This window comes from Neotabrizicola paludis, from assembly GCF_044142105.1.
Classification (GTDB): Bacteria; Pseudomonadota; Alphaproteobacteria; order Rhodobacterales; family Rhodobacteraceae; genus Pseudogemmobacter.
The window spans coordinates 397,480-417,478 of sequence record NZ_JBGTYM010000002.1; the positions used below are offsets into that span (position 1 = coordinate 397,480).

General features: G+C 66.9%; 18 protein-coding genes. 13 read left to right on the forward strand and 5 right to left on the reverse strand.

Annotated features, from left to right (window positions below):
- The first annotated feature begins 88 nt into the window (after window positions 1-88).
- From ACED67_RS07035 to iolG, 6 genes are all read left to right on the forward strand, one after another.
- Window positions 89-871 (forward strand): TIM barrel protein, encoded by a 783-nt coding sequence (locus ACED67_RS07035; RefSeq protein WP_395540866.1) that lies wholly within the window; start codon window positions 89-91, stop codon window positions 869-871.
- A 77-nt stretch (window positions 872-948) separates the two neighbouring features.
- A complete protein-coding gene (locus ACED67_RS07040) occupies window positions 949-1,887 on the forward strand; it encodes a sugar ABC transporter substrate-binding protein (protein WP_395540867.1) in 939 nt (312 codons plus the stop codon).
- Window positions 1,888-1,961: 74 nt separating this feature from the next.
- A complete protein-coding gene (locus tag ACED67_RS07045) occupies window positions 1,962-3,071 on the forward strand; it encodes an ABC transporter permease (protein ID WP_395540868.1) in 1,110 nt (369 codons plus the stop codon).
- A 6-nt stretch (window positions 3,072-3,077) separates the two neighbouring features.
- Window positions 3,078-3,845, forward strand: coding sequence for an ATP-binding cassette domain-containing protein (locus ACED67_RS07050; RefSeq protein ID WP_395540869.1), 768 nt, complete (start codon window positions 3,078-3,080; stop codon window positions 3,843-3,845).
- Window positions 3,829-4,623, forward strand: coding sequence for an SDR family oxidoreductase (locus tag ACED67_RS07055; protein ID WP_395540870.1), 795 nt, complete (start codon window positions 3,829-3,831; stop codon window positions 4,621-4,623). Before ACED67_RS07050 ends, ACED67_RS07055 begins: the two co-directional genes overlap by 17 nt.
- 8 nt (window positions 4,624-4,631) lie before the next feature.
- A complete protein-coding gene (iolG, locus tag ACED67_RS07060) occupies window positions 4,632-5,636 on the forward strand; it encodes an inositol 2-dehydrogenase (protein WP_395540871.1) in 1,005 nt (334 codons plus the stop codon).
- Window positions 5,637-5,834: 198 nt separating this feature from the next.
- Here the strand turns inward: iolG and ACED67_RS07065 are convergent, their stop codons facing one another.
- Both ACED67_RS07065 and ACED67_RS07070 read right to left on the reverse strand, forming a co-directional pair.
- On the reverse strand, window positions 5,835-7,967 hold the full coding sequence (locus ACED67_RS07065; protein ID WP_395540872.1) for a caspase family protein: 2,133 nt from the start codon (window positions 7,965-7,967) through the stop codon (window positions 5,835-5,837).
- A 7-nt stretch (window positions 7,968-7,974) separates the two neighbouring features.
- The gene (locus tag ACED67_RS07070; protein WP_395540873.1) at window positions 7,975-8,565 is read right to left on the reverse strand and encodes a hypothetical protein; all 591 of its coding nucleotides are present in this window, start codon (window positions 8,563-8,565) and stop codon (window positions 7,975-7,977) included.
- Window positions 8,566-8,748: 183 nt separating this feature from the next.
- Here ACED67_RS07070 and ACED67_RS07075 point away from each other — a divergent pair, with 183 nt between their 5' ends.
- The 5 genes from ACED67_RS07075 to ACED67_RS07095 all read left to right on the forward strand — a co-directional run bounded on the left by ACED67_RS07075 (window position 8,749) and on the right by ACED67_RS07095 (window position 15,451).
- Window positions 8,749-10,128, forward strand: coding sequence for a S1C family serine protease (locus ACED67_RS07075; RefSeq protein WP_395540874.1), 1,380 nt, complete (start codon window positions 8,749-8,751; stop codon window positions 10,126-10,128).
- A gap of 26 nt (window positions 10,129-10,154) precedes the next feature.
- Window positions 10,155-10,853 carry a response regulator transcription factor gene (locus ACED67_RS07080; protein ID WP_395540875.1) on the forward strand — a complete coding sequence of 233 codons (699 nt, stop codon included), beginning with the start codon at window positions 10,155-10,157 and terminating at the stop codon, window positions 10,851-10,853.
- Entirely contained in the window at window positions 10,850-12,214 is a 1,365-nt protein-coding gene (locus ACED67_RS07085; RefSeq protein ID WP_395540876.1) for a HAMP domain-containing sensor histidine kinase, read from the forward strand. Before ACED67_RS07080 ends, ACED67_RS07085 begins: the two co-directional genes overlap by 4 nt.
- A gap of 134 nt (window positions 12,215-12,348) precedes the next feature.
- Window positions 12,349-14,376 carry a caspase family protein gene (locus tag ACED67_RS07090; RefSeq protein WP_395540877.1) on the forward strand — a complete coding sequence of 676 codons (2,028 nt, stop codon included), beginning with the start codon at window positions 12,349-12,351 and terminating at the stop codon, window positions 14,374-14,376.
- A gap of 19 nt (window positions 14,377-14,395) precedes the next feature.
- Window positions 14,396-15,451, forward strand: a complete 1,056-nt coding sequence (locus ACED67_RS07095) for a serine protease (protein WP_395540878.1) — start codon at window positions 14,396-14,398, stop codon at window positions 15,449-15,451.
- 67 nt (window positions 15,452-15,518) lie between these two features.
- Here the strand turns inward: ACED67_RS07095 and ACED67_RS07100 are convergent, their stop codons facing one another.
- On the reverse strand, window positions 15,519-16,157 hold the full coding sequence (locus tag ACED67_RS07100; protein WP_395540879.1) for a glutathione S-transferase family protein: 639 nt from the start codon (window positions 16,155-16,157) through the stop codon (window positions 15,519-15,521).
- A gap of 118 nt (window positions 16,158-16,275) precedes the next feature.
- Here ACED67_RS07100 and ACED67_RS07105 point away from each other — a divergent pair, with 118 nt between their 5' ends.
- A complete protein-coding gene (locus ACED67_RS07105; protein ID WP_395540880.1) occupies window positions 16,276-16,968 on the forward strand; it encodes an aspartate/glutamate racemase family protein in 693 nt (230 codons plus the stop codon).
- A gap of 123 nt (window positions 16,969-17,091) precedes the next feature.
- Here ACED67_RS07105 and ACED67_RS07110 read toward each other — a convergent pair whose 3' ends face one another.
- Window positions 17,092-17,904, reverse strand: a complete 813-nt coding sequence (locus ACED67_RS07110; RefSeq protein ID WP_395540881.1) for a hypothetical protein — start codon at window positions 17,902-17,904, stop codon at window positions 17,092-17,094.
- A gap of 128 nt (window positions 17,905-18,032) precedes the next feature.
- A complete protein-coding gene (locus tag ACED67_RS07115) occupies window positions 18,033-18,692 on the reverse strand; it encodes a hypothetical protein (protein WP_395540882.1) in 660 nt (219 codons plus the stop codon).
- Window positions 18,693-18,814: 122 nt separating this feature from the next.
- Between ACED67_RS07115 and argE the strand changes: the two genes are divergently transcribed.
- The gene (argE, locus tag ACED67_RS07120; protein ID WP_395540883.1) at window positions 18,815-19,975 is read left to right on the forward strand and encodes an acetylornithine deacetylase; all 1,161 of its coding nucleotides are present in this window, start codon (window positions 18,815-18,817) and stop codon (window positions 19,973-19,975) included.
- Window positions 19,976-19,999 lie beyond the last annotated feature (24 nt).

The window sequence follows — 19,999 nt, forward strand, 5'->3', positions numbered from 1 at the left end:
GAATATCAATTCCATAAGTGCGCTGGGGGAGACGGCGCGAATCTGATCTTTGGGGGATGCTTTGCCTGTGCCGTTTGCCCTGAACCACATGACCGCACCGAACCTGGGCTGGGAGGCGTTTCTCGACCTTTCGGCCGGTCTGGGCTGCCTGGGCGTCGAATTCCGCAATGATCTGAAGGCGCCCCTGTTCGGCGGCACCGATCCCGCGACCGTCAAAGCCGCAATTGCAAAGCGCGGCTTGCGGTTCCTGGCGCTGGCCGAAGTGAAGATGTTCAACGACTGGTCCGAGGCCAAGGCGGACGAGGCGCTGGCGCTGATGAAGATCGCCAAAGCCGCCGGGGCCGAGGCGGTCAGCCTGATCCCGCGCAATGACGGTGTCGCGACCGACCGGGCCGAAAGCGCCCGCGTCACCACGGCTGCGCTCAAGGCCTTGCTGCCGATGCTGCGCGACCATGGGCTGAAGGCCATGGTCGAGCCGCTGGGCTTTGCGGTCTGCTCGCTGCGCTACAAGGATGTGCTGGCCGATTGCATCGCGGCCGTGGGCGGCGAGGGCGTCTATTACATGGTGCACGACACTTTCCATCACGCGCTGGCGGGCTTTGGCCCGATCTACCCGGATCTCACCGGAATCGTGCATGTCTCGGGCGTCACGGACGCGATCTACCTTGATGACATGCGCGATCCGCATCGCGTGTTGGTCGATGGCGATGACCTGCTGGGCAATGTGGCCCAGATCCGTGCGCTGCGCGCGGGCGGCTATCGCGGGCCGATCAGCTATGAACCGTTTTCCCCGCTTGTGCACGGGCTGGCCGATCCGGCCCCCGCGCTGCGGGCCAGCATGGAATTCATCCGCAAGGGCGTGGAGGCCTGAGCGGCAGAATACCGCCCCAAGGGCGGTCCGGCAGGGAGGACGGTGCGCCGGACACCGCAACAGTGGAGGAGTAAGACATGAAGAAACTCGTTCTCGCGGGCGTTGTCTCGCTGATGGGTTCGACCGCCATGGCCGATGGGATCGGCGTCTCGATGGCGCTGTTCGACGACAACTTCCTGACCGTGCTGCGCAATGGCATCCAGAAGACCGCCGATGAAGGCGGGATCAAGGTGCAGATCGAAGATGCGCAGAACGATGTGGCCAAGCAGCTTGACCAGATCAACAACTTCATCGCCTCGGGCGTCGACGCGATCATCGTCAACCCGGTGGACACCTCGGCCACCCAGGCCATGTCGGATGCCGCCGCCGCTGCGGGCGTGCCGCTGGTCTATGTGAACCGCCAGCCGATCAACCTGGACACGCTGCCCGACAATCAGGCCTTCGTCGCCTCGAACGAAGTGGACAGCGGCACGCTGGAAACCATCGCGCTTTGCGACAACTGGGCGGGCGAGGGCAAGACCGAGGTCAATGTCTATGTCCTGCAGGGCGAGTTGTCGAACCAGGCCGCCGTCCAGCGCACCCAGGACATCTATGACGTGATCAATGCGGGCAAGTGCAAGGTCAAGATCAATGTCATCGACCAGCAGACCGCCAACTGGTCGCGCGATCAGGCGCAGAACCTGATGACCAACTGGCTGTCGACCGGCACCGCCTTTGACGGTGTCATCGCCAACAATGACGAAATGGCCATCGGCGCGATCCAGGCGATGAAGGCTGCGGGCATCGACATGAAGACCGTGCAGGTCGGCGGCGTCGACGCCACCCAGGACGCTCTGGCCGCGATGCAGGCGGGCGATCTGGACGTGACCGTGTTCCAGAATGCCGCCGCGCAAGGTTCGGGCGCGCTGGATGCGGCGCAGAAGCTGGCCAAGGGCGAAGCGGTCGACCAGACCGTCTGGGTGCCCTTCGAACTCGTGACGCCCGCGAATCTTGCGGATTACATGACCAAGAACTGACGGCTCTGCCGCAACGGGGGACGGCGCCGACCGCGCCGTCCCGCATCTAAGCAAGGGATGAAGGGGGAAGAACCGTGGCGCAGGCGACACACGGCCTTGGGGGGCTGAAATATGATCCGGCCAAGCGCACGCGCGCGCCGGAATGGAACGTGCTGGGCGCGCTTGTGCTGATCGTTCTGGTCTTTGAAATCCTGAACCGGCTGAACGGCACCTCGTTCCTGTTCAACATGCGCGACACGGGCGGTTTGTTGAACCAGCAGCGCATCGACATCATGATCCTGCAGGTCGCGATCACCGGGATCATCGCCATCGGCGTGACCCAGGTGATCATCCTGGGCGGGATCGACCTGTCCTCGGGTTCGGTCGTCGGTGCCACTGCCATGATCGTGATGAGCTTTGCCCAGACCGCCTTGGTCAATGGCAACCCCAATCCCAAGGCCATCTTCGGCGATTGGGCGATGGATCTGCCGGTGATCGTGCCGATTGTGGTGGGCCTGGCCTGCGGCCTGCTTGCCGGCCTCGTGAACGGGCTTCTCATCGCCTATACCCGCATCCCGCCCTTCATCGCCACGCTGGGCATGATGGTCTCGGCCCGCGGCGTGGCGCGCTGGTGGTCCAACGGCCAGCCGGTCAGCTTTCCGACCGAAAGCTATGGCCAGCTGTCCAACGGCGATCTTCTCGGCACGCTGACCTTTGGCCTGCTGCATTGGCAGGGCCAGAACCCGGCGGTGATCTTCGTGGTCCTGGCCGTGCTGTTCCAGGTCATCATGATCTACACGCTTTACGGCAAGCGCAGCTATGCCATCGGTTCGAACGAGGCCGCCGCGCGCATGTCGGGCATCAATGTCGATCGCCACAAGGTGCTGGTCTATGCCATCGCCGGCATGCTGGCCGCAGTGGCCGCGATCCTGCTGACCTCGAAGAACCTGACCGCGCAGGCCGGCATGGGCGTGATGTATGAACTCGACGCAATTGCCATGGCGGTCATCGGCGGCGTGTCGCTTTCGGGCGGGCGCGGCTCGATCATCGGCACCGTACTGGGCGCGATGATCTTTTCCACCATCATCTCGGGATTCACCTCGATCCGGCTGGACGCCTATTACCAGGAGATGGTGAAGGGCGCGATCATCGTCGGCGCGGTGGTTCTGGATCAATGGCGGCAACGCCAGCGGACGCGGGGGTAATCGGAGATGAGCAAGGTCATTCTGGAAACCCGGGGTCTGACGAAGCGCTATGGCGGCGTCCATGCGCTGGAAGACGCGAATTTCATCCTGCATGACGGCGAACATGTCGCCGTGGTGGGCGACAATGGCGCGGGCAAATCCACCTTCGTGCGCCAGGTGACGGCGGTGGAACAACGCACATCGGGCGATGTGTTCTTCGACGGCCAGCCGGTTCATTTCACCGGCCCGCTCGAGGCGCGCGAGGCGGGGATCGAGACCGTGTTCCAGACGCTGGCGCTGGCCGACGATCTGGACGTGCCCTCGAACCTGTTCCTCGGGCGCGAACTGTTCAAATGGAAGTTCGGCCCCTTCTCCTGGCTTGACCGCAAGGCGATGCGTGACCGCACGCTCGAGGCGCTGAAGACCACGGCGGTGAAGATCCCGAACGTGGACAACCCGATCCGCAACATGTCGGGCGGGCAGCGGCAATGCGTCTCGATCGCGCGTACCGCCGCCTTCGCGTCGAAACTGGTGATCATGGACGAACCCACGGCGGCCCTGGGCGTGCAGGAAACCGCGCAGGTGGAAAACATCATCCGCGGCCTGAAAGAGCGCGGCATCCCGATGATCCTGATCAGCCACAATCTGCGCCAGGTCTTCGATCTGGTCGACCGCATCGTCGTCTTCCGCCGGGGCCGCATCGTCGCCAGCCTGCGGAAAGAGGAAACCGACGGTAATGACATCGTCAGCTACATCACTGGGGTGAAGGGCGCGTCCGATGCCGCTTACGCCTGATCACGCCGATACCGTCGCCGTCATCGCGGGCGGCACGCAAGGCCTTGGCCTTGCCATTGCCGAACGGCTGATCGCCGAGGGCTGCCCCCGTCTTGTCATCGCCGGCCGCCGCGTGGCCGAGGGCGAGGCGGCGGCCGAAAAGCTGCGGGGCGAAACCGGCGCAGACATCCGCTTCCTTGCCACCGACATGGGCCGGGTCGAGGATGCCATTCTCCTGATCGACCGCACCGCCAACCGCTTCGGCCGCGTCACGGCGCTGGTCAATGCCGCCGCCACCACGGAACGCGGCTCGATCCTCGACACCACGCCCGAGGATTTCGAGAAGCATTTCGCCATCAACACCCGTGGCCCCTTCTTCGCCCTGCAACGCTTCGCGCAGCTGGCGGTGGAAAAGGGCCATGCCGCAAGTGCGGTGAATATCCTGTCGATGGTCACGCATTGCGGCCAGTCCTATCTTGCGCCCTATTCGGCGTCGAAAGCGGCCCTGGCGAACATCACCAAGAACGCCGCCCAGGCGCTGCGGTCGCATCGCATCCGCGTCAATGGCATCAATTGCGGTTGGATGGACACGCCGGGCGAGGATCTGGTGCAGCGCAAGTTCCATGGCGCGCAGGATGGCTGGCTGGAACAGGCCGAGGCCCGGCAACCGATGGGCATGCTGGTCAAGCCCGGTCATGTCGCGCGGCTGGCCGCCTATATGCTTTCCCCCGCCTCGGGCGTGATGACCGGGGCCTTGGTGGATTTCGATCAGAACGTCGCCGGGGCCTACCCGGAGTAAGGAGAGAAATGACGATCAGATTTGGCCTTCTGGGTGCCGGGCGCATCGGCAAGGTTCACGCCAAGGCGGTGACCGGCGATCCGGCCGCGAAGCTGGTGGCCGTGGCCGATGCCATGCCCGCCGCCGCCCAAGCCATCGCCGACCAATATGGCGCCGAGGTCCGCAGCATCGAGCAGATCGAGGCGGCGAAGGACATTGACGCGGTGGTGATCTGCACCCCGACCGACACCCATGCCGATCTGATCGAGCGCTTCGTGAAGGCGGGCAAGGCGGTCTTCTGCGAAAAGCCCATTGACCTGTCTCTGGCCCGCGTGAAGCAATGCCTCGATGTCGTGCGCGCCCAGAAAGGCACGCTCATGGTCGGCTTCAATCGCCGCTTCGATCCGCATTTCCGCGCCGTCCGCGCCGAGATCGACAAGGGATCCATCGGCACGGTCGAGATGGTCGTCATCACCTCGCGCGACCCCGGCGCCCCGCCGGTCGATTACATCAAGCGCTCGGGCGGCATCTTCCGCGACATGACCATCCATGACTTCGACATGGCCCGCTTCCTCTTGGGCGAAGAGATCGACGAAGTCGTCGCGACCGCCGCCGTGCTGGTCGACCCGGATATCGGCAAGGCCGGTGACTACGACTCGGTGCAGGTCATGCTGCGCACGGCCTCGGGCAAGCAGGCGATGATCTCGAACTCGCGCCGCGCCACCTATGGCTATGACCAGCGCATCGAAGTGCATGGATCCAAGGGCATGGCATCGGCGGAAAACCAGCGCCCGGTCAGCATCGAAGTGGCGAATGGCAGCGGCTACACCCGCCCGCCGCTGCATGATTTCTTCATGACCCGCTATACCGAGGCCTATGCCGCCGAAATCGCCGCCTTCATCGCCACCATGGGCGGCAAGGGCAAGGCCAGCCCCTCGGGCGAAGACGGGCTGATCGCGCTGGCCCTGGCCGATGCGGCGCTCAAATCGCTTGCGGAAAAGCGCGTCGTGAACATGAAAGAGGTGCTGGGCTAGGCCCCGCCCCTCTTTCCGCACCGGACCCGGCAGCCTCCCCCCGGGTCCGGTCGCGACTTGCGCCGCCAGCTATAGCAAAGGCCCAGATCGCGACGGTTTCCAGCCCGAGGCTCTGATCGCCCTGCCAGCCGGCCGCAGCACAAGGGAAGCGGCCCCGCCGCTCTCGGCAGGGCCAGCCTTTCCCTAGACCCCAAGCCCTCAATTCGCGGGCTTGGTGCGCAATTCCATTTGCAGGATCATCGGTGCCGGGCCTGCCTCTTCGGTATCGTCCGACAGGGCCACAGCCGAGCGCGTCGTCTCGCCGAACCCGGCCTCGGTGAAGGCCGCCCCCAGAGAGCTTTCGCCCAGGCCCCGGTTCGTCTCCAGCGCATCCTGCGCCAGATAGGACAGATCCTCGACCGGGGAATGCGCCTTGGCGGGCGTCACCACCACGATCATCCGCTCTTGCCCCAGGGCGCCGTCGCCGATGGCGAACAGGCCCTTCTTCAACTCGTCCCCCGGCTGCAACCGGCCCGAGAACCAATGCGAGATCGAATTGTCCGCACCGATATAGAGGACGTTCACATCCACCGGGAAATCATTGTTGTTCTTGGCCAGGACGTGAACCTCGTCATCGGGGATCAGTGTCGGCACCGGGGTGAAGGGCAGGTCGCGCAGCGTGCGGTCCTCCGGGGTGCGGGTCTGCATCTGCACCTCGACATCCATCTCGCCCATGCCCACCGCCGCGCCCAGCTTCATCAGGTTCAGCGCCTTGGCCATGTGGTTCAGCGTGTCGGCCAGCGTCACCGCCAGCTCGTCTCCCGTCTTGTCGGCGGTCGAGACCGAGGGAGTCGTCGCCAGATCCTCGGCCAGCCCGGTCGCGGGCAGGACCCAGATCGCATCGGGCCGCGCGCTGTCGGGCAGCACGGCCAGCCGCAGATCGGCCTCGGCCCCGCTGGCGACGAAGTTCAGCCGCGGACCGGACTCCTCCTTCAGTGCTTCCAGGGCTGCCAGCAGCGCATCGGCGGGGGCCGTGCCTTCCGGCGGCAGCGCCACGGTCAGCGAGAAATCCACCGCCTCGTCCAGCTTGCGCATATACAGCCCCTTCGGCAATTCGGCGGGCAGCGTCTTGCCCTCCTTCTCGACCGGCACTGCCGTGGCGGTGAATGTGTCCAGCGATGCCACCTGCACATAGCCGATCGCCTTGTCCGTGGCCGCCGCCGCCGAATCCATCACCGCCAGGACCGTGCCCTGCGCCAGACCGTGCAATTCGCCCGCCGGAATGGTGATCCCCGTGTCCGTCACTTCGGCCGGCCATTGCGCCACGCGCCCGCCCGGTTCGGCATCGAACACGACCTGATCCAGATCGCCCTCGAACAAGGGCGTCGATTTCGCCAGATTGCCGACGGCATATTTGCGCAGCACTTCCTGCGCGATCTGGCCATAGGTGGCGTTCGGATATTCGGCCAGCGTCTCGAACAGCGTGTAGGTGAACACGCCCTGCGGCTTGCGGTCGGGCTTGCCTTTCGGCAGGCGCTTCTCGGGCGTCACCTCATTGGTCTGGGCGGCGAAAAAGGCGACCAGCGCGCCCGGCTCGACCCCCTCCGCCGTGGCGACGGGTTTCTCGTCCGTCGCATCGACCGGCGCTTCGGGTGCGGCGCGCGGATCGTCGCCGCCGACGCCGCGGCTTTGCACATCCTCCATCGCCTCGGGAATGCCCAGCACCGACGGGTCCAGCTGCCGCACAGCCACATCCTCGTCTTCGGGCGCGATATCGCGGGTGGCAGTGCCGGAATGGCAACTGTCGAACACCACCCAAACATCGGCGCCCTTGGCGCGCAGGCTGTCGATCAGCGTGCCGATCTCGTCATCCACAAGGCTGTTTTCCACATGGCCGACCGAGTCGCTCCAATTGCCGATGTCGGTAGGCAGGAACAGCTCGTCCAGCCCGTCCAGCTCGCTGTCGGGATCGGCCGCCGGGGCCTGGGTGCCATGGCCCGAGAAATGCAGATAGACGAAATCGCCCGGCTGCAACTCGGCCTCAAGCTTGGCGAAAGCTGCGCGGATCTCGCCCAGCGTGGCATGGCCATCGGTCTTGACCCCCTCAAGTCCATCGGCCAGCACGATCACATTGTCGCTGGCAAAGGGCACCGGCGCTTCGGTGGTCAGGTAGGTATAGGCCAAGGCCACATCGTTCTTCGGACCCTTGAGCCACCATTTCTCGGCCAGGTTCTGATATTCCGAGGCGCCGATCAGCAGCGCGTAATTCTCGCGCGCCATGGCCCCGCTGCCCAGCATGGGCAGCGAGAAAAGGCCAAGCGCGGTGGTCAACAGGAATTTGCGAAACATCATCCTACCCTCAATTCGTCATCAGCGCATAATCGGTCGGGTTCTGGCTGCGGTTCTCGACCACCAGAAGAAAATCGCCGTCGGTCGCGGGCGTCCAGCTGCAATAGGCGACGTAAGAGGCGTCGGCGTCGCGGCAGACCAGATTGCCCTCGCCGTCGCGCACGGTCAGGTTCACATCCACGCCCGGCACTGCCTCGACATAAACCTCGGCCAACGCGCCGCCCTTGAAACCCATGGCGGGCAGGGTGGTCTCGCCCGGGGCAAGTTCCGCAAGCCTGGTGACCGGCCCCGCCGCCACGCCCTTTGCGCTCTCGGCGGCCAGATCGGCGGCGATCTGTTCCAGAACCTTGTCGCCTTCCAGCAGCGGGCTTGCCGCGCCCAGCATCTGTTGCCAGCTCATCGCGTCGCGCGGTGCTAGGTCCAGACCCACCGTCTTGCGGATGCGGGCTGCGGTCAGCAGCATCACCGGGTCCGACGCCGCCAGGCCCAACTCGAAAAGCTCGGCCGAAAGCTGCGCCCGCTGCAACGGGCTTGTTGCCTCATCGGCCAGGGCCGGGGCGGCGGACAGGATCAGGGCAAGGATCAGTCGGCGTTTCATCATCTGCCGGGCCTGGCGGGCCCGTTCCCCGGTTAAGGACAGGGCGAAGATGGACGGCGGGCAGGGACCTGTAAACTCACAATCTTTCCATGACGGGATTTGTCATGTGACCCTTCTGCCGGGCGGCATTACCTAGGCTGCGCAAGGGGCAGACCTACAGGTAGATACGTTATGCAAAGAGTTGAAATGACCCTGCGTTCGGCGCTTTCCGGCCTGACGCGGAAGATGAAACCGGCGCTTCTGGCGCTGGGTCTTGGCATGGCCGCAGGCGGGATTGCGGGGCTGTCGCCCCTGTCGGCCACACCGGTGCGGGCCGAGGCCAGCGCATTGGATTCCGCCATGGACACCGTTCTTGTCGTGCGCAGCGCCGATGCCGAAGACCGCTTTCTCGGTTCGGCCTTTCTCTATGGCGAGGAGGCGCTTGTTGCCGTGACCAATGCCCATGTCGTCGGCGACGCCGAGGAGGTCCGCCTGATCGACCGCCATGGCAATGAGGAGACCGCCACCGTCATCGCCACCGATCCCACCCGGGACGTGGCAGTGATTTCCGTGAAACCTGGACGCCGCGGGCTGGTGGCCGCGGCCGAACCTGCCGGGCTGGGCCTTGAGGTCTTTGCTCTGGGGGCACCCCTTGGGATCGAGTTCACGCTCACCGAGGGGCTGATCTCGGCGACCGCCCGGCAGGTGGAAATCGCTGTGCCGCTCAAGATGCTGCAACATGATGCTGCGGTGAATCCCGGCTCGTCCGGCGGGCCGCTGGTCGATGCGCAGGGGCGGCTTCTGGGCATGAACAGCCAGATCGCCGATGGCAGCCGGATGTTCGTGGGCATCGCCTATGCCATCGCCACGCCCGATCTTGACCGCATCGTCGCCGGGCTGATCGACGAAACCCTTGCCCCCTTTCCGAAACTGGGCCTGACCGCCCGCCCGGTCGACCGCAAGGCCGCCGAGGCGCTGGGCGTGGCCGCGACCGGGCTTCTGGTCGATGGCGCGGCCCCGCGCGGTCTGGCGGCGGCTTCGGGCCTCAAGGGCGGCGACATCATCCTTGCCGTCGATGGCACGGCCCTGGCGCAACCCGGCGACTTCGCCTTCCTGATCGAGGCTGCGGTGGCAAAGGGCGCCGCCGACCTGACCCTGCGCCGGGGGCAGGAGGACATCACTCTGACCCTGTCGCTGGCCCTGCCCGAAACCGACGATACCCCCGGCATCGGGCTGAAGGTCCGCGACCTGCCGAAAGGCGGCACCGCGCCCGAGGTGATCAAGAGCTACCGCCTGAGCGCGCTGGGCATCGTTCTGGGCGACGAAGGCGTGGTCAAGGATGTGACCGACAATTCGCCGGGTCTTTTCGCTGGCCTGGCCAAGGGCGACCGTATCATCGCGGTGAACGGCGCCGAGATGGATGCCGCTGCCCTGGATGCGCTGGAACTGTCGGAACCCGTGCTCATTCTGGTGCAGTCCCCCGGGGGCGCCACCCGCCATATCTACCTTGACCCCTGGGGCAAGCATGACGGCGCGCGCGCGCTGGGCGGCGCGAATGTGCTTGACCCGGCGGTCGTGGTGTTCTGAACCTTTTGCCCGGAAAAGGGGTGCAGATGGACAGAATCCTGATCGTGGAAGACGATGCCGAGACCGCCGCCGCCGTTGCGGCGGTGGTCCGGTCGCTGGGCTGCGAGGCCACGCATCGCGATACGCTTGATGCCGGCGTGGCCGAGGCGGGGGCGGGCGACTACAAGGTCATCGTCCTTGACCGCACCCTGCCGGGCGGCGACGGCGTCGATGCCATGGCCCGCATCCGGGCGGGCGGCTCGCGCGCGCTGATCCTTGTCCTCTCCGCCCTGGGCCGCGCCGCGCAGCGGGTCGAGGGGCTGGAGAAGGGGGCCGACGACTATCTTCCCAAACCCTTCGAGGAAGACGAGTTGCGCGCCCGTCTCCGTGCCCTCCTGCGCCGCAACACGATGCAGGTCTTGGACAATGACCTGCTGGTCTTCGGCGATCTTGAGATCCGCATGAAGGCCCGCACCGTGCATGTGAAGCGCGAACATGTCGCGGTCAGCCCAAAGGAGTTTGAGCTGATCACGTTCTTCGCCCAGAACGCGGGTCAGGTCGTCACGCGGATGCAGCTTCTGGAGCGGGTCTGGAACCTGCATTTCGATCCCGGCACCAATGTGGTCGATGTCCATGTCGGCCGGTTGCGCCGCAAGCTTGAGGATGCGGGCAGCACCGCGATCCAGACCGCGCGCGGCGAAGGGTATATCTTCGCACCCCTTTCCCCGCCGGCCGAGCCAACGTGACCGCTTTTCCCGCCGAGCATCGCCCCCTGCGCGCCCGCGCCACCCTGCGGCTTGCCGCAGGAATGGCGCTGGCCGTGGCCGCGCTGGCGATCCTTGCCATGGCCCTGCAATACCGGCTGGTCTTCGACCGGCTGGACGCTGCGCAGCGCACCCTTCTGGCCTCGGACATGGATGGGCTTGCCGCCCTCTATGAACAGCGCCGCATCATCGCGCTGCGCGAGGCGATCGAATTTCGCGCCGCGGCCGGGGGCGAGGAAATGCTGCTGCTGATGGACCGGAACGGGGGCGTTCTGGCGGGCACGCTGGACGCCTGGCCCGACGGCCTTGCCGCCGAGGGCAAGGGCTTCACCGTCGATCCCGCGCAGGAAATCACTTTGGGCGACACGCGCTATCTGGTCGCCGCGCGGGAACTGCCGGGCGGCTTCCCCCTGCTGGTGGGCCGCTCGCTTGCTCCTGTCGATGCCACGCTGACCGCCCTGCGCCACAGCATGGCCGGGCTGATGGTGGCGATCCTTCTGGCCGGGGCGGGCGTCGGCTGGCTGGCGGCGCGCTGGGTGATGGGGCGGATCGGGCGGGTCAACCTGCTTGCCGACCGCGTCGCGTCGGGCAAGCTGGATGCCCGCCTGCCGGGGCCGCGATCGGCCGATGAATTCGGCCTTCTCGAAACCCATGTCCATTCCATGCTCGACCGGATCGAGGCCTTGAACCGAGCCACCCACCGCCTCTCCGACACCATCGCGCATGAGATGCGCACCCCCCTGAACCGGATGCTGCGCAAGCTGGACCGGATCGAGGGGCAGGAAGAGGTGACGGCGGAAGTCCGGGCCGAGATGCGCCAGGCGATCCGCGTCTTCGATTCCCTGCTGGATATCTCGCGGGCCGAGGCCGACCAGGGCGGCGGCGGCCTGGTGCCGGTGGATCTCTCTGCCGTGGTGGCCGAGGTCTGGGAGCTTTACGAGGCCTCCGCCGAGGACAAAGGCCTGAAAACCGGCGCCGAGATCGCCCCCGGCCTGACCGTGCTGGGCGACCGTCACCTCATCGCGCAGATGGTGGCGAACCTTCTGGACAATGCGATCAAATATTGCGCCCCGGGTGACCGGTTGACGGTCGCGCTGATGGGCCGCGACCGCGCTGTGCTGCGCGTGGCCGATACCGGGCCGGGCTTGCCGGAGGACATGAAGGCCGAGGCTTTCGAGCGTTTCACCCGTGCCGAACGCGACCGCGCCAGGGGGATCAAGGGCCATGGCCTGGGCCTTGCGCTGGTGCGTGCCATCGCGCTGCGCCACGGCGCGCGGCTGACCCTGCCCAAAGTCGAAAAAGGCCTGACCGTCGAAATCGCCTGGCCCCGGGCGCTGGGATAGTAAGCTGCGCGCGGCGTGCTGTGCCGCCTCAGGGGGCTGTCCGCCCCCCGGGCCCCCCGCGAGAGTATTTGGGCAAAGATGAAGGGGGAAGTGGCGGGTTTCGCGCAGCGGTTGCGCCGGACCGGGCAAGACCGATGACAAATACCGTCATGGCGCTTGCCGCCCTTGTCTCACGGGCATCGCCGCGTAATCTGTCGGCCATGATGTTGAACCGTCTTGCATATGCGCTTTGCGGCACCGCTGCTCTGGCCAGCCCGGCCAAGGCCGAGGTGCATGCCGTGCTGGTGGGCGTGTCGGACTATCTCTATCTCGATGCCGATCTCAAAGGCCCCGGCAACGACGTGCGCCTCATGGCCGAGACGCTGGCGGCACGCGGCATCGCGCCTGCCGACATGACGATCCTCACCTCCGACCCGACCGAACTGCCGCAGGGCGCAGCCACGGGCGAGCCGACGCGGGCGGGCATCCTGGCCGCGCTCGAGGATGTGGCGCAAAATGCCGCGCCGGGCGATACGGTGGTCTTCTATTTCTCGGGCCATGGCGGCCAGGCGCCGGACATGTCGGGCGACGAGGGCGGCGGCTATGACGAGATCTTCCTGCCTTCTGATGCAAAGGACTGGAAGGGCAGCATCGGCGCGGTCGAGAATGCCATCGTCGATGACGAATTGCAGCTCTGGGCCCAGGGGCTGTTGGACCGCGATGTGACGCTGGTCGGGCTGATCGACGCTTGCCATTCCGCCACCGGCTTTCGCGGCACTGCCGGCAAGGGCGTGGCGCGCGGCCTGACGCCCGATCAGCTTGGCGTGCCGGAAGGCACCGCTTCCGCGCCCGCCACGGCGCCCGTCGAACTCACCGGCAATTACGTCTTTCTCTATTCGTCCCAATCGGATGAACGGTCGTTCGAATATCCCCTGGGCGATACCGGTCTCTGGCAGGGTGAGTTTACCCTACGGCTGACCCAGGTCCTCTCCGCCGCGCCCGAGGCAAGCTGGGCCCAGGTCCTGGCGCATGTCGCCGATACGATGGTGCAGGGCGAGGCGCGGCAGGTGCCCGAAGGCGAAGGCCCGATGCTTGATGCGCAGGTCTTTGGTCTGGGGCAGGCGGCAGCGCGGATGCAGGTGGCGGACCGCACGCTCGGGGCCGGGCTGTTGCAGGGTCTGGCCGAGGGAACGGAAGTCACTTTCTACGCCGAAGGCTCTGGCGGCGACCCTCTGGGCACCGCACTCGTGAAGAAGGTCACCGCGCGCGAAGCCACGCTGGATGCGCCGGCACCGCAGGGCGCCGCTTGGGCCGAGATCTCCGCCGCCCCGCCGCCCGCGCCTCTGACCCTGGCCGCCCCGCTGCGCGCCGACCCGGCCGATGGCCATGACTATGCCGCCTGGACCGCGGCCCTGCCCGCGCCGGGGGCTGATCCCGATCTGGTGCCGATCCTGACCGAAGGCACCGTGGCGCTGGCCGGGCCGGATGGCGTTCTGGACCCGGAAGGCCCCGGCTCCACCCCGCGCGTGGCGCTGGACGAGGGCGAGATGCAGGCCGAGGCGCTGGCCCATGCGCTGGACAAGGCCGCCCATGGCCTGCGGCTGCGCGAGGCGCTTCTGGGCGCGACCGGGCGCAGCATCACCGGCAAGGATGCGGTCAGCGTCGCCTATGAGATCCGCCCGGGCACCACCGGGGCCGAGGGCTGTGGCAAGGCGGGCGCAGCCGCCGTCTGGGACCCGGCCCAGGGCGCGCAAGCCTGCGACCAGATCTGGCTGACCGTCACCAACCGCTCGGGCAAGATGCAGGATGTCTCGGTCCTCTACATGGCCGCCGATTTCGCCGTCGCGCCGATCTGGCCGCAGCAGAACAGCGTCAACCGACTGGCCCCCGGTGAAAGCGCCCGCATCGGGCTGCAGATCGCGCCCGGCAGCACCGCAGGCATCGAGGAAATCTGGGTCCTGGCCGTGCCGATGGGCGAAGACAGCGGTCTGCGTACCGATCTGACGCGGCTGGCGATGACCGACACCATGCGGGGCGGCCCGGCCGATGAGATGACGGCCTGGCTGGAAACCCGCCTCGCCGATCCCGAGGAGCAGACGCGTGGCTTCTCGACCAAACCTGCCGCCCTGGTGATGATCCGCCAGCGCGTGCGCCTGAACCCCGGCCCGGATGCGGCCCTTTGAGCAAGAAGGACTTTGAACCATGTCGCCGCGATTTCTGAAACCACTCTTTGCCCTGGCATTGGCCGGCTTTGCGGCCGCCCCCGCCCTGTCCGAGGATGCGGCGCCCGAAGCCCCGAAGGGCACCGAGTCGCCCTTTCTCTACGCCTCGTCCGGGGACAAGGCGGCGCATGACGCGGCCCTGCCCGAAGAGGCGGGCGCCAAGGTGATCGGGGGCGAGCTGGCCGCCGATGGCGCCTGGCCCTGGCAGGTCGCGCTGACCGTGGCGAATATGCCGGTCTCGACCGACAGCCAGTTCTGCGGCGGTTCGCTGGTGCTGGACACCTGGGTCCTGACCGCGGCGCATTGCGTGCATATGATGGATGACCAGGGCGGCGAGTTTGACGTGCAGCCCGATGAGATTTCCATCGTCGTCGGCACCAACAAGCTGGACGGTTCGGGCGACCGCGTGCCGGTCGAGAAGATCTTCGTCAACCCGCAATACAGTGCCAGCCAGTTCGATTTCGACATCGCGCTGATCAAACTGGCCCGCAAGCCGAACGTGCCCTACAAGACCATCGAAGTGCCCGATGCGGCCTTCGGCGACATCCTCCAGCAACCCGGCGTCACCACAATCGTCACCGGCTGGGGCCTGCAGAACGGCGCCCGCCCCTCGGCCGAATTGCGCCAGACCACGATCCAGATGATGGACCGCGAACAGTGCAATGCCTCGATGATGGAAGCCCGCGCCGAAGAGGCGGTGAACGGCTTCGCCTATGCGGCAGAAGTTCTGTCGGTCAAGGAAGACACCGCCTATCCGCTCTGGGAACAGCTTCTCGCCCAGGCGCCCAAGCCGATGAGCGAGAACATGATCTGCTCGGGCACGTTCGAGGGCGGCAAGACCTCGTGCAACGGCGATTCGGGCGGCCCGCTGGTCGTGCCCCTGGATGACGGCAGCTATATCCAGGCCGGCATCGTCAGCTGGGGCCTGACCGCGACCTCGGGCAAGGGCTGCGAGGAACAGGCCATGTTCTCGGCCTATACTAATATCTCGAAATTCCTGCCCTGGCTGAACGAGACTCTGGCGGCCAATCCCTGACCGCTGCAAGCCCGCAAGACCCCGACCCCCCGTAGGTGCGATCCTGCGGGGGTTTCCCTTTGCGCGCCTAGAGATAGGCCGACAGGTCGATCCCTTCGATGGCGCTGGCATCCCGCACCGCCGGGCGCTGCGCCATCAGGCGCAGGAAACGCGCAAGGTTCGGGAAGGCCATCGGAGGGCGCGGCAGCCCGGCGCACCAGGTGGCCAGCATGAAAAGAAAGGGGTCGCAGGCGGTCAGCCTCTCGCCCAGAAGATAGGGGCCCGCGCCCAATGCCCGGTCCAGCAGCGCCAGAATATCGGTCAGCCGCGCCTCCTGCGCCGCCTGGATCGCGGCCACGCCCTGCGGATCGGTGGTATGGTCCTGCGGATAGGCCCAGATCATGAACTCGGCCTGCAACGTGTTGTTCAGATAGGCCATCCACTGGAAAAAGCGCGGCCGCAGCGGATCGCCCGGCGCCGGGAGGAAGCGCCCCGCCGGATCGGCCTCGGCGATATGGATGCAGACGGCGGGCGTCTCGAAGACGACGGTATCGCCCTCGACCAGCGTCGGAATGCGCCCCGCCGGGTTCAGCCGCAGATATTCGGCCGATTTCTGCGCCCTCGCCTCGCGGTCCACCAGCATCAGCTCATGCGCCAGCCCCGTCTCGCGCAGCAGGATATGCGGCGCGAAGCTGGCATTGTCGGGATAATAGTAAAGCCGGATCATCGCCCCCTCCGCGCAGCACCCTGCGGCGCCAGACTGGCCCGCGCCCTGCACCATTTCAAGCCGCTCTCGACAGGCCCGCACCGTGCCCCTAGCCTGCCCTCCCGGCAGGAGGGACGGCATGAAGACCATCGGCATTCTGGGCGGCATGTCCGCCGCCTCGACCCAGCTTTATTACCGCGAGCTTTGCGCGCTGACCCGTGGCGCGCAGGGCGGGCTGCATTCGCCGCAGCTTCTGATCCGCTCGCTCGACTTCGCCCCCATCGCCGCGCTTCAGGCGGCGGGCGATTGGGCCGCCATGGGCACGATGCTGAATGCCGAGGCGCGGGCGCTGGAACGCGGTGGGGCCGAGATCCTGATCCTTGCCACCAACACCATGCACAAGCTGGCGGATGAGATGATGGCCGGCGTCACCATCCCGCTTCTCCACATCGCCGATGCCACCGCCGCCGCGATCACCGCGCAGGGCCTGCGCCGCCCCGGCCTCATGGCCACGGCCTTCACCATGGAGCAAGAGTTCTACACCGCGCGCCTGCGCGCGGCAGGGCTTGACCCGGTGATCCCCGATGCCGCCGACCGCGCCACCACCCACCGCATCATCTATGACGAATTGTGCCGCGATGTGGTGACCAGAGACAGCCGCGCCGCCTATGAGGGCATTGCCGCAAGGCTGGTCGCGCAGGGCGCCGACAGTCTGATCCTGGGCTGCACCGAGGTGGGCCTGCTGCTGGGCGCCGGGAATGTGACCGTGCCGGTCTTCGACACCGTGCTGATCCATTGCCGCGTCGCCCATGACCTTGCCTGTCAGGCGTGATCCAGCGGCTGGTAGCGCCGCATCTCGACGTGATGGGCGATTGGCGTATCGCCCTTGCCGGGCAGGGCAGATGAAAAGGCCCGGACCTGTCGGGCCGGGCCTTCCGCGTCCGGGTGGACCGGATCAGTTGGTCAGAAGGTAATAGGTGTTGCGCTTGCCGCCCTTGTTTTCGACGGTCACGTAGAAATAGCCGTCCCAGGCGGGAACCCAGTCGCAATAGACCTGGTCCGAGGGGCTGACATCATAGCAGATCACGTTGCCATTCTCGTCGGTGATCGTCAGGTCCAGATTGGCATCGCCATCGCCCACCACGGCCAGTTCCGCATAGGAATTGCCGAAATAAGGGATTTCCCACACGTCATACATGCCGGTTGGCAGGCGCGATTCATAGCTGATCGAGCCGCCGATCCGCCCGCGCGAGGATTCGGCCTCGGCATCGGCGATCAGGCCTTTCAGCGCCTCGTCATCGCCGGCCAGTTCGGTCGCCTTGGCGAACATTGCGGCGGCATCCGGCGGGGCGTTGTCGCTGGCATCGTCATTGCCGGCGGTGCCAAAGGTCGTCACGGCCACGGGGCGCGGCTCGCCTTCCTTCATCACCGGGGCAGGCGCGGCGGGCGCGGCAGCGGCGGCCTTCTTGCGGGTGGTCTGGGCCGCGCCCGAGTCCACCGTGGCCGGGTCCAGCGCGGCAGCGGTGCCGGTCGTCACATCGACCGATGCCGCCAGCTTCGCCGCCGTCAGAACGGTCAGCGCATCGCCATCGGCGACGCCAAGGGCATAAAGCTCATGGGCCAGCGCCAGCGTGGAGGGCGCGCCGGTCGGCTTGGCGTCGGTGGTCAGGCTTTCGTTCGGACCCTTCTGGTCCTGGGCGATCACCGGAAGGGTCAGGGCCACCAGTGCAGTCGTGGCAAGGGTCAGGGAAAGGGCTTTCAGTTTCATCATCTTGTCCTGTTGGTTCAGCGGCCCTGGGCCGGGGCTGGAATGACAATGGCAATGGCGCGACTGTGACAGGCGGCGCGGCGTTTGAAAAGACGGCTGGGCATGACAAATATCGTCATCCGCCGGGCCTAGTTGGTCAGCAGAAGATAGCCCGCCGCCACTTCGCCGGGATTGGTGATCTCCACCTTGAACCAGCCGTTCCGGGCCGGGGTAAAGGCGCAAAGCGTGGCCGGGTCGGCCGGGGCGGGGGCGCAGATCTCGGCCCCTTCGGCATCGCGCACCCGCAGCTCCAGCGCGCCGCCCGACAGGCCCAGAAGCCCGATCTCGGCGGGGGATTGGCCATAAAACGGCAGGGTCCAGACCACCGACCCGCCGGGCGCCAGTCCCGCCCGCTGGCCCGAGGCCCCGCGCGGCGGCAGCCCATCGGCCAGAAGCTCCTCGCTGGCAAGGTACAGATCCTCATCGCCCTCGACCATCAGGTCCAGCATCTTGCCCGCCTCCTCCGATCCGGGATCGCGCGGCAGCCCGGCCTCGGTCGCGGCCGGGGGCAGGGCGGCGGGATCGGCGCTCCAGCCGCTTGCGGGGCGCAGATGGACCGCCCGCGCCAGCCGCACCGCCGCCAGCACCGCCACCGTATCCTCGGCGGCGAAGCCCTGCTCCAGCAAGCGCGCCGCCGCGACATAGGCCGCGACCGGCCCGGGCGACCCGCCCGGATCGGGGCTGCGATTGGCCTCGGCACCGGCGGGGCTGGCGGCAAGGCAGGCAAGAAGGGGCAGAAGGCGGCGCATCGGACAGGTCTCTGGCTGTGGCGGGCAAACTGGCACGCCGCCACGCCGGGCGAAAGGGGCTAGACTTGTGGCCGCCCGGCGCGCCGCCTAGACTCGGCGGCCAGAGGCAAAGGGGCAAAGCCATGGACGCGATCGCAATTCTCGACAGGCTGATCGGCTTTGACACGGTCAGTTCGCGGCCCAACATGGCGCTGATGGACTATGTCCGCGACCTTCTGGCCGGGGCCGGGGTCACGGCCCGGCTTATCCCCGACGCCACGGGCGGCAAGGCCAATCTCTGGGCCACGGTCGGCCCCTCCGACCGCGGCGGCGTCATGCTGTCGGGCCATACCGATGTCGTCCCGGTCGAGGGCCAGGCCTGGACCCGCCCCCCTTTCCAGCTGACCGAGGCCGAGGGCCGCCTCTATGGCCGCGGCACCGCCGATATGAAGGGCTTTGTCGCCTGCGCCGTCGCCGCCACGCTTCAGGCCGCCAGGCGCCCGCTCAAGGTGCCGCTCCACCTCGCGCTGTCCTATGACGAAGAGGTCGGCTGCCTGGGCGTGCGCTCGCTGGTCGACATGCTGGAAGGCGCCCCCGTCCGCCCGGCCATGTGCATCGTGGGCGAACCCACCGGCATGCAGGTCGCCACCGGCCACAAGGGCAAGGTCGCCCTGCGCGCCACCTGTACCGGGCGCGAGGGGCATTCGGCCCTGGCGCCCCTTGCCCTCAACGCCCTGCACCTCGCCGCCGATTTCATCGGCGTGATCCGCGCGGTGCAGGCCCGTGTCGCCAAGGATGGCCCCTTCGACGGCGATTATGACGTGCCCTATACCACGCTTCATGTCGGCAAGATGCAGGGCGGTGTCCAGGTCAATATCGTGCCCAACAACGCCACGATGGATTTCGAGATCCGCTCGCTGGCCGGGCATGACGCGGGCGGGCTGATCGCCGAATTGCAGGCCGGGGCCGAGGCGCTCTTGGCCCCCCTGCGCGCGACCTTCCCGGAAGCCGCCATCACCATTGACCGGCTTTGGGATTATCCGGGCCTGGGCACGCCGTCCGATGCCTCTGTCGTCCGCTTCGTCCAATCGCTCACCGGGGCCAATGGCACGATCAAGGTCGCCTTCGGCACCGAGGGCGGCCTGTTTGACGCAAGGCTGAACGTGCCCAGCGTGATCTGCGGTCCCGGCAGCATGGCGCAGGGCCACAAGCCCGATGAATTCGTCACCCGCGAACAGATGGCGCGCTGCCAGGCGATGCTGACCACCCTGATCGACCGGCTGGAAACCGGCCTGCCGGGCTAGGGCGGTTTCTGCCCCCGACAATCC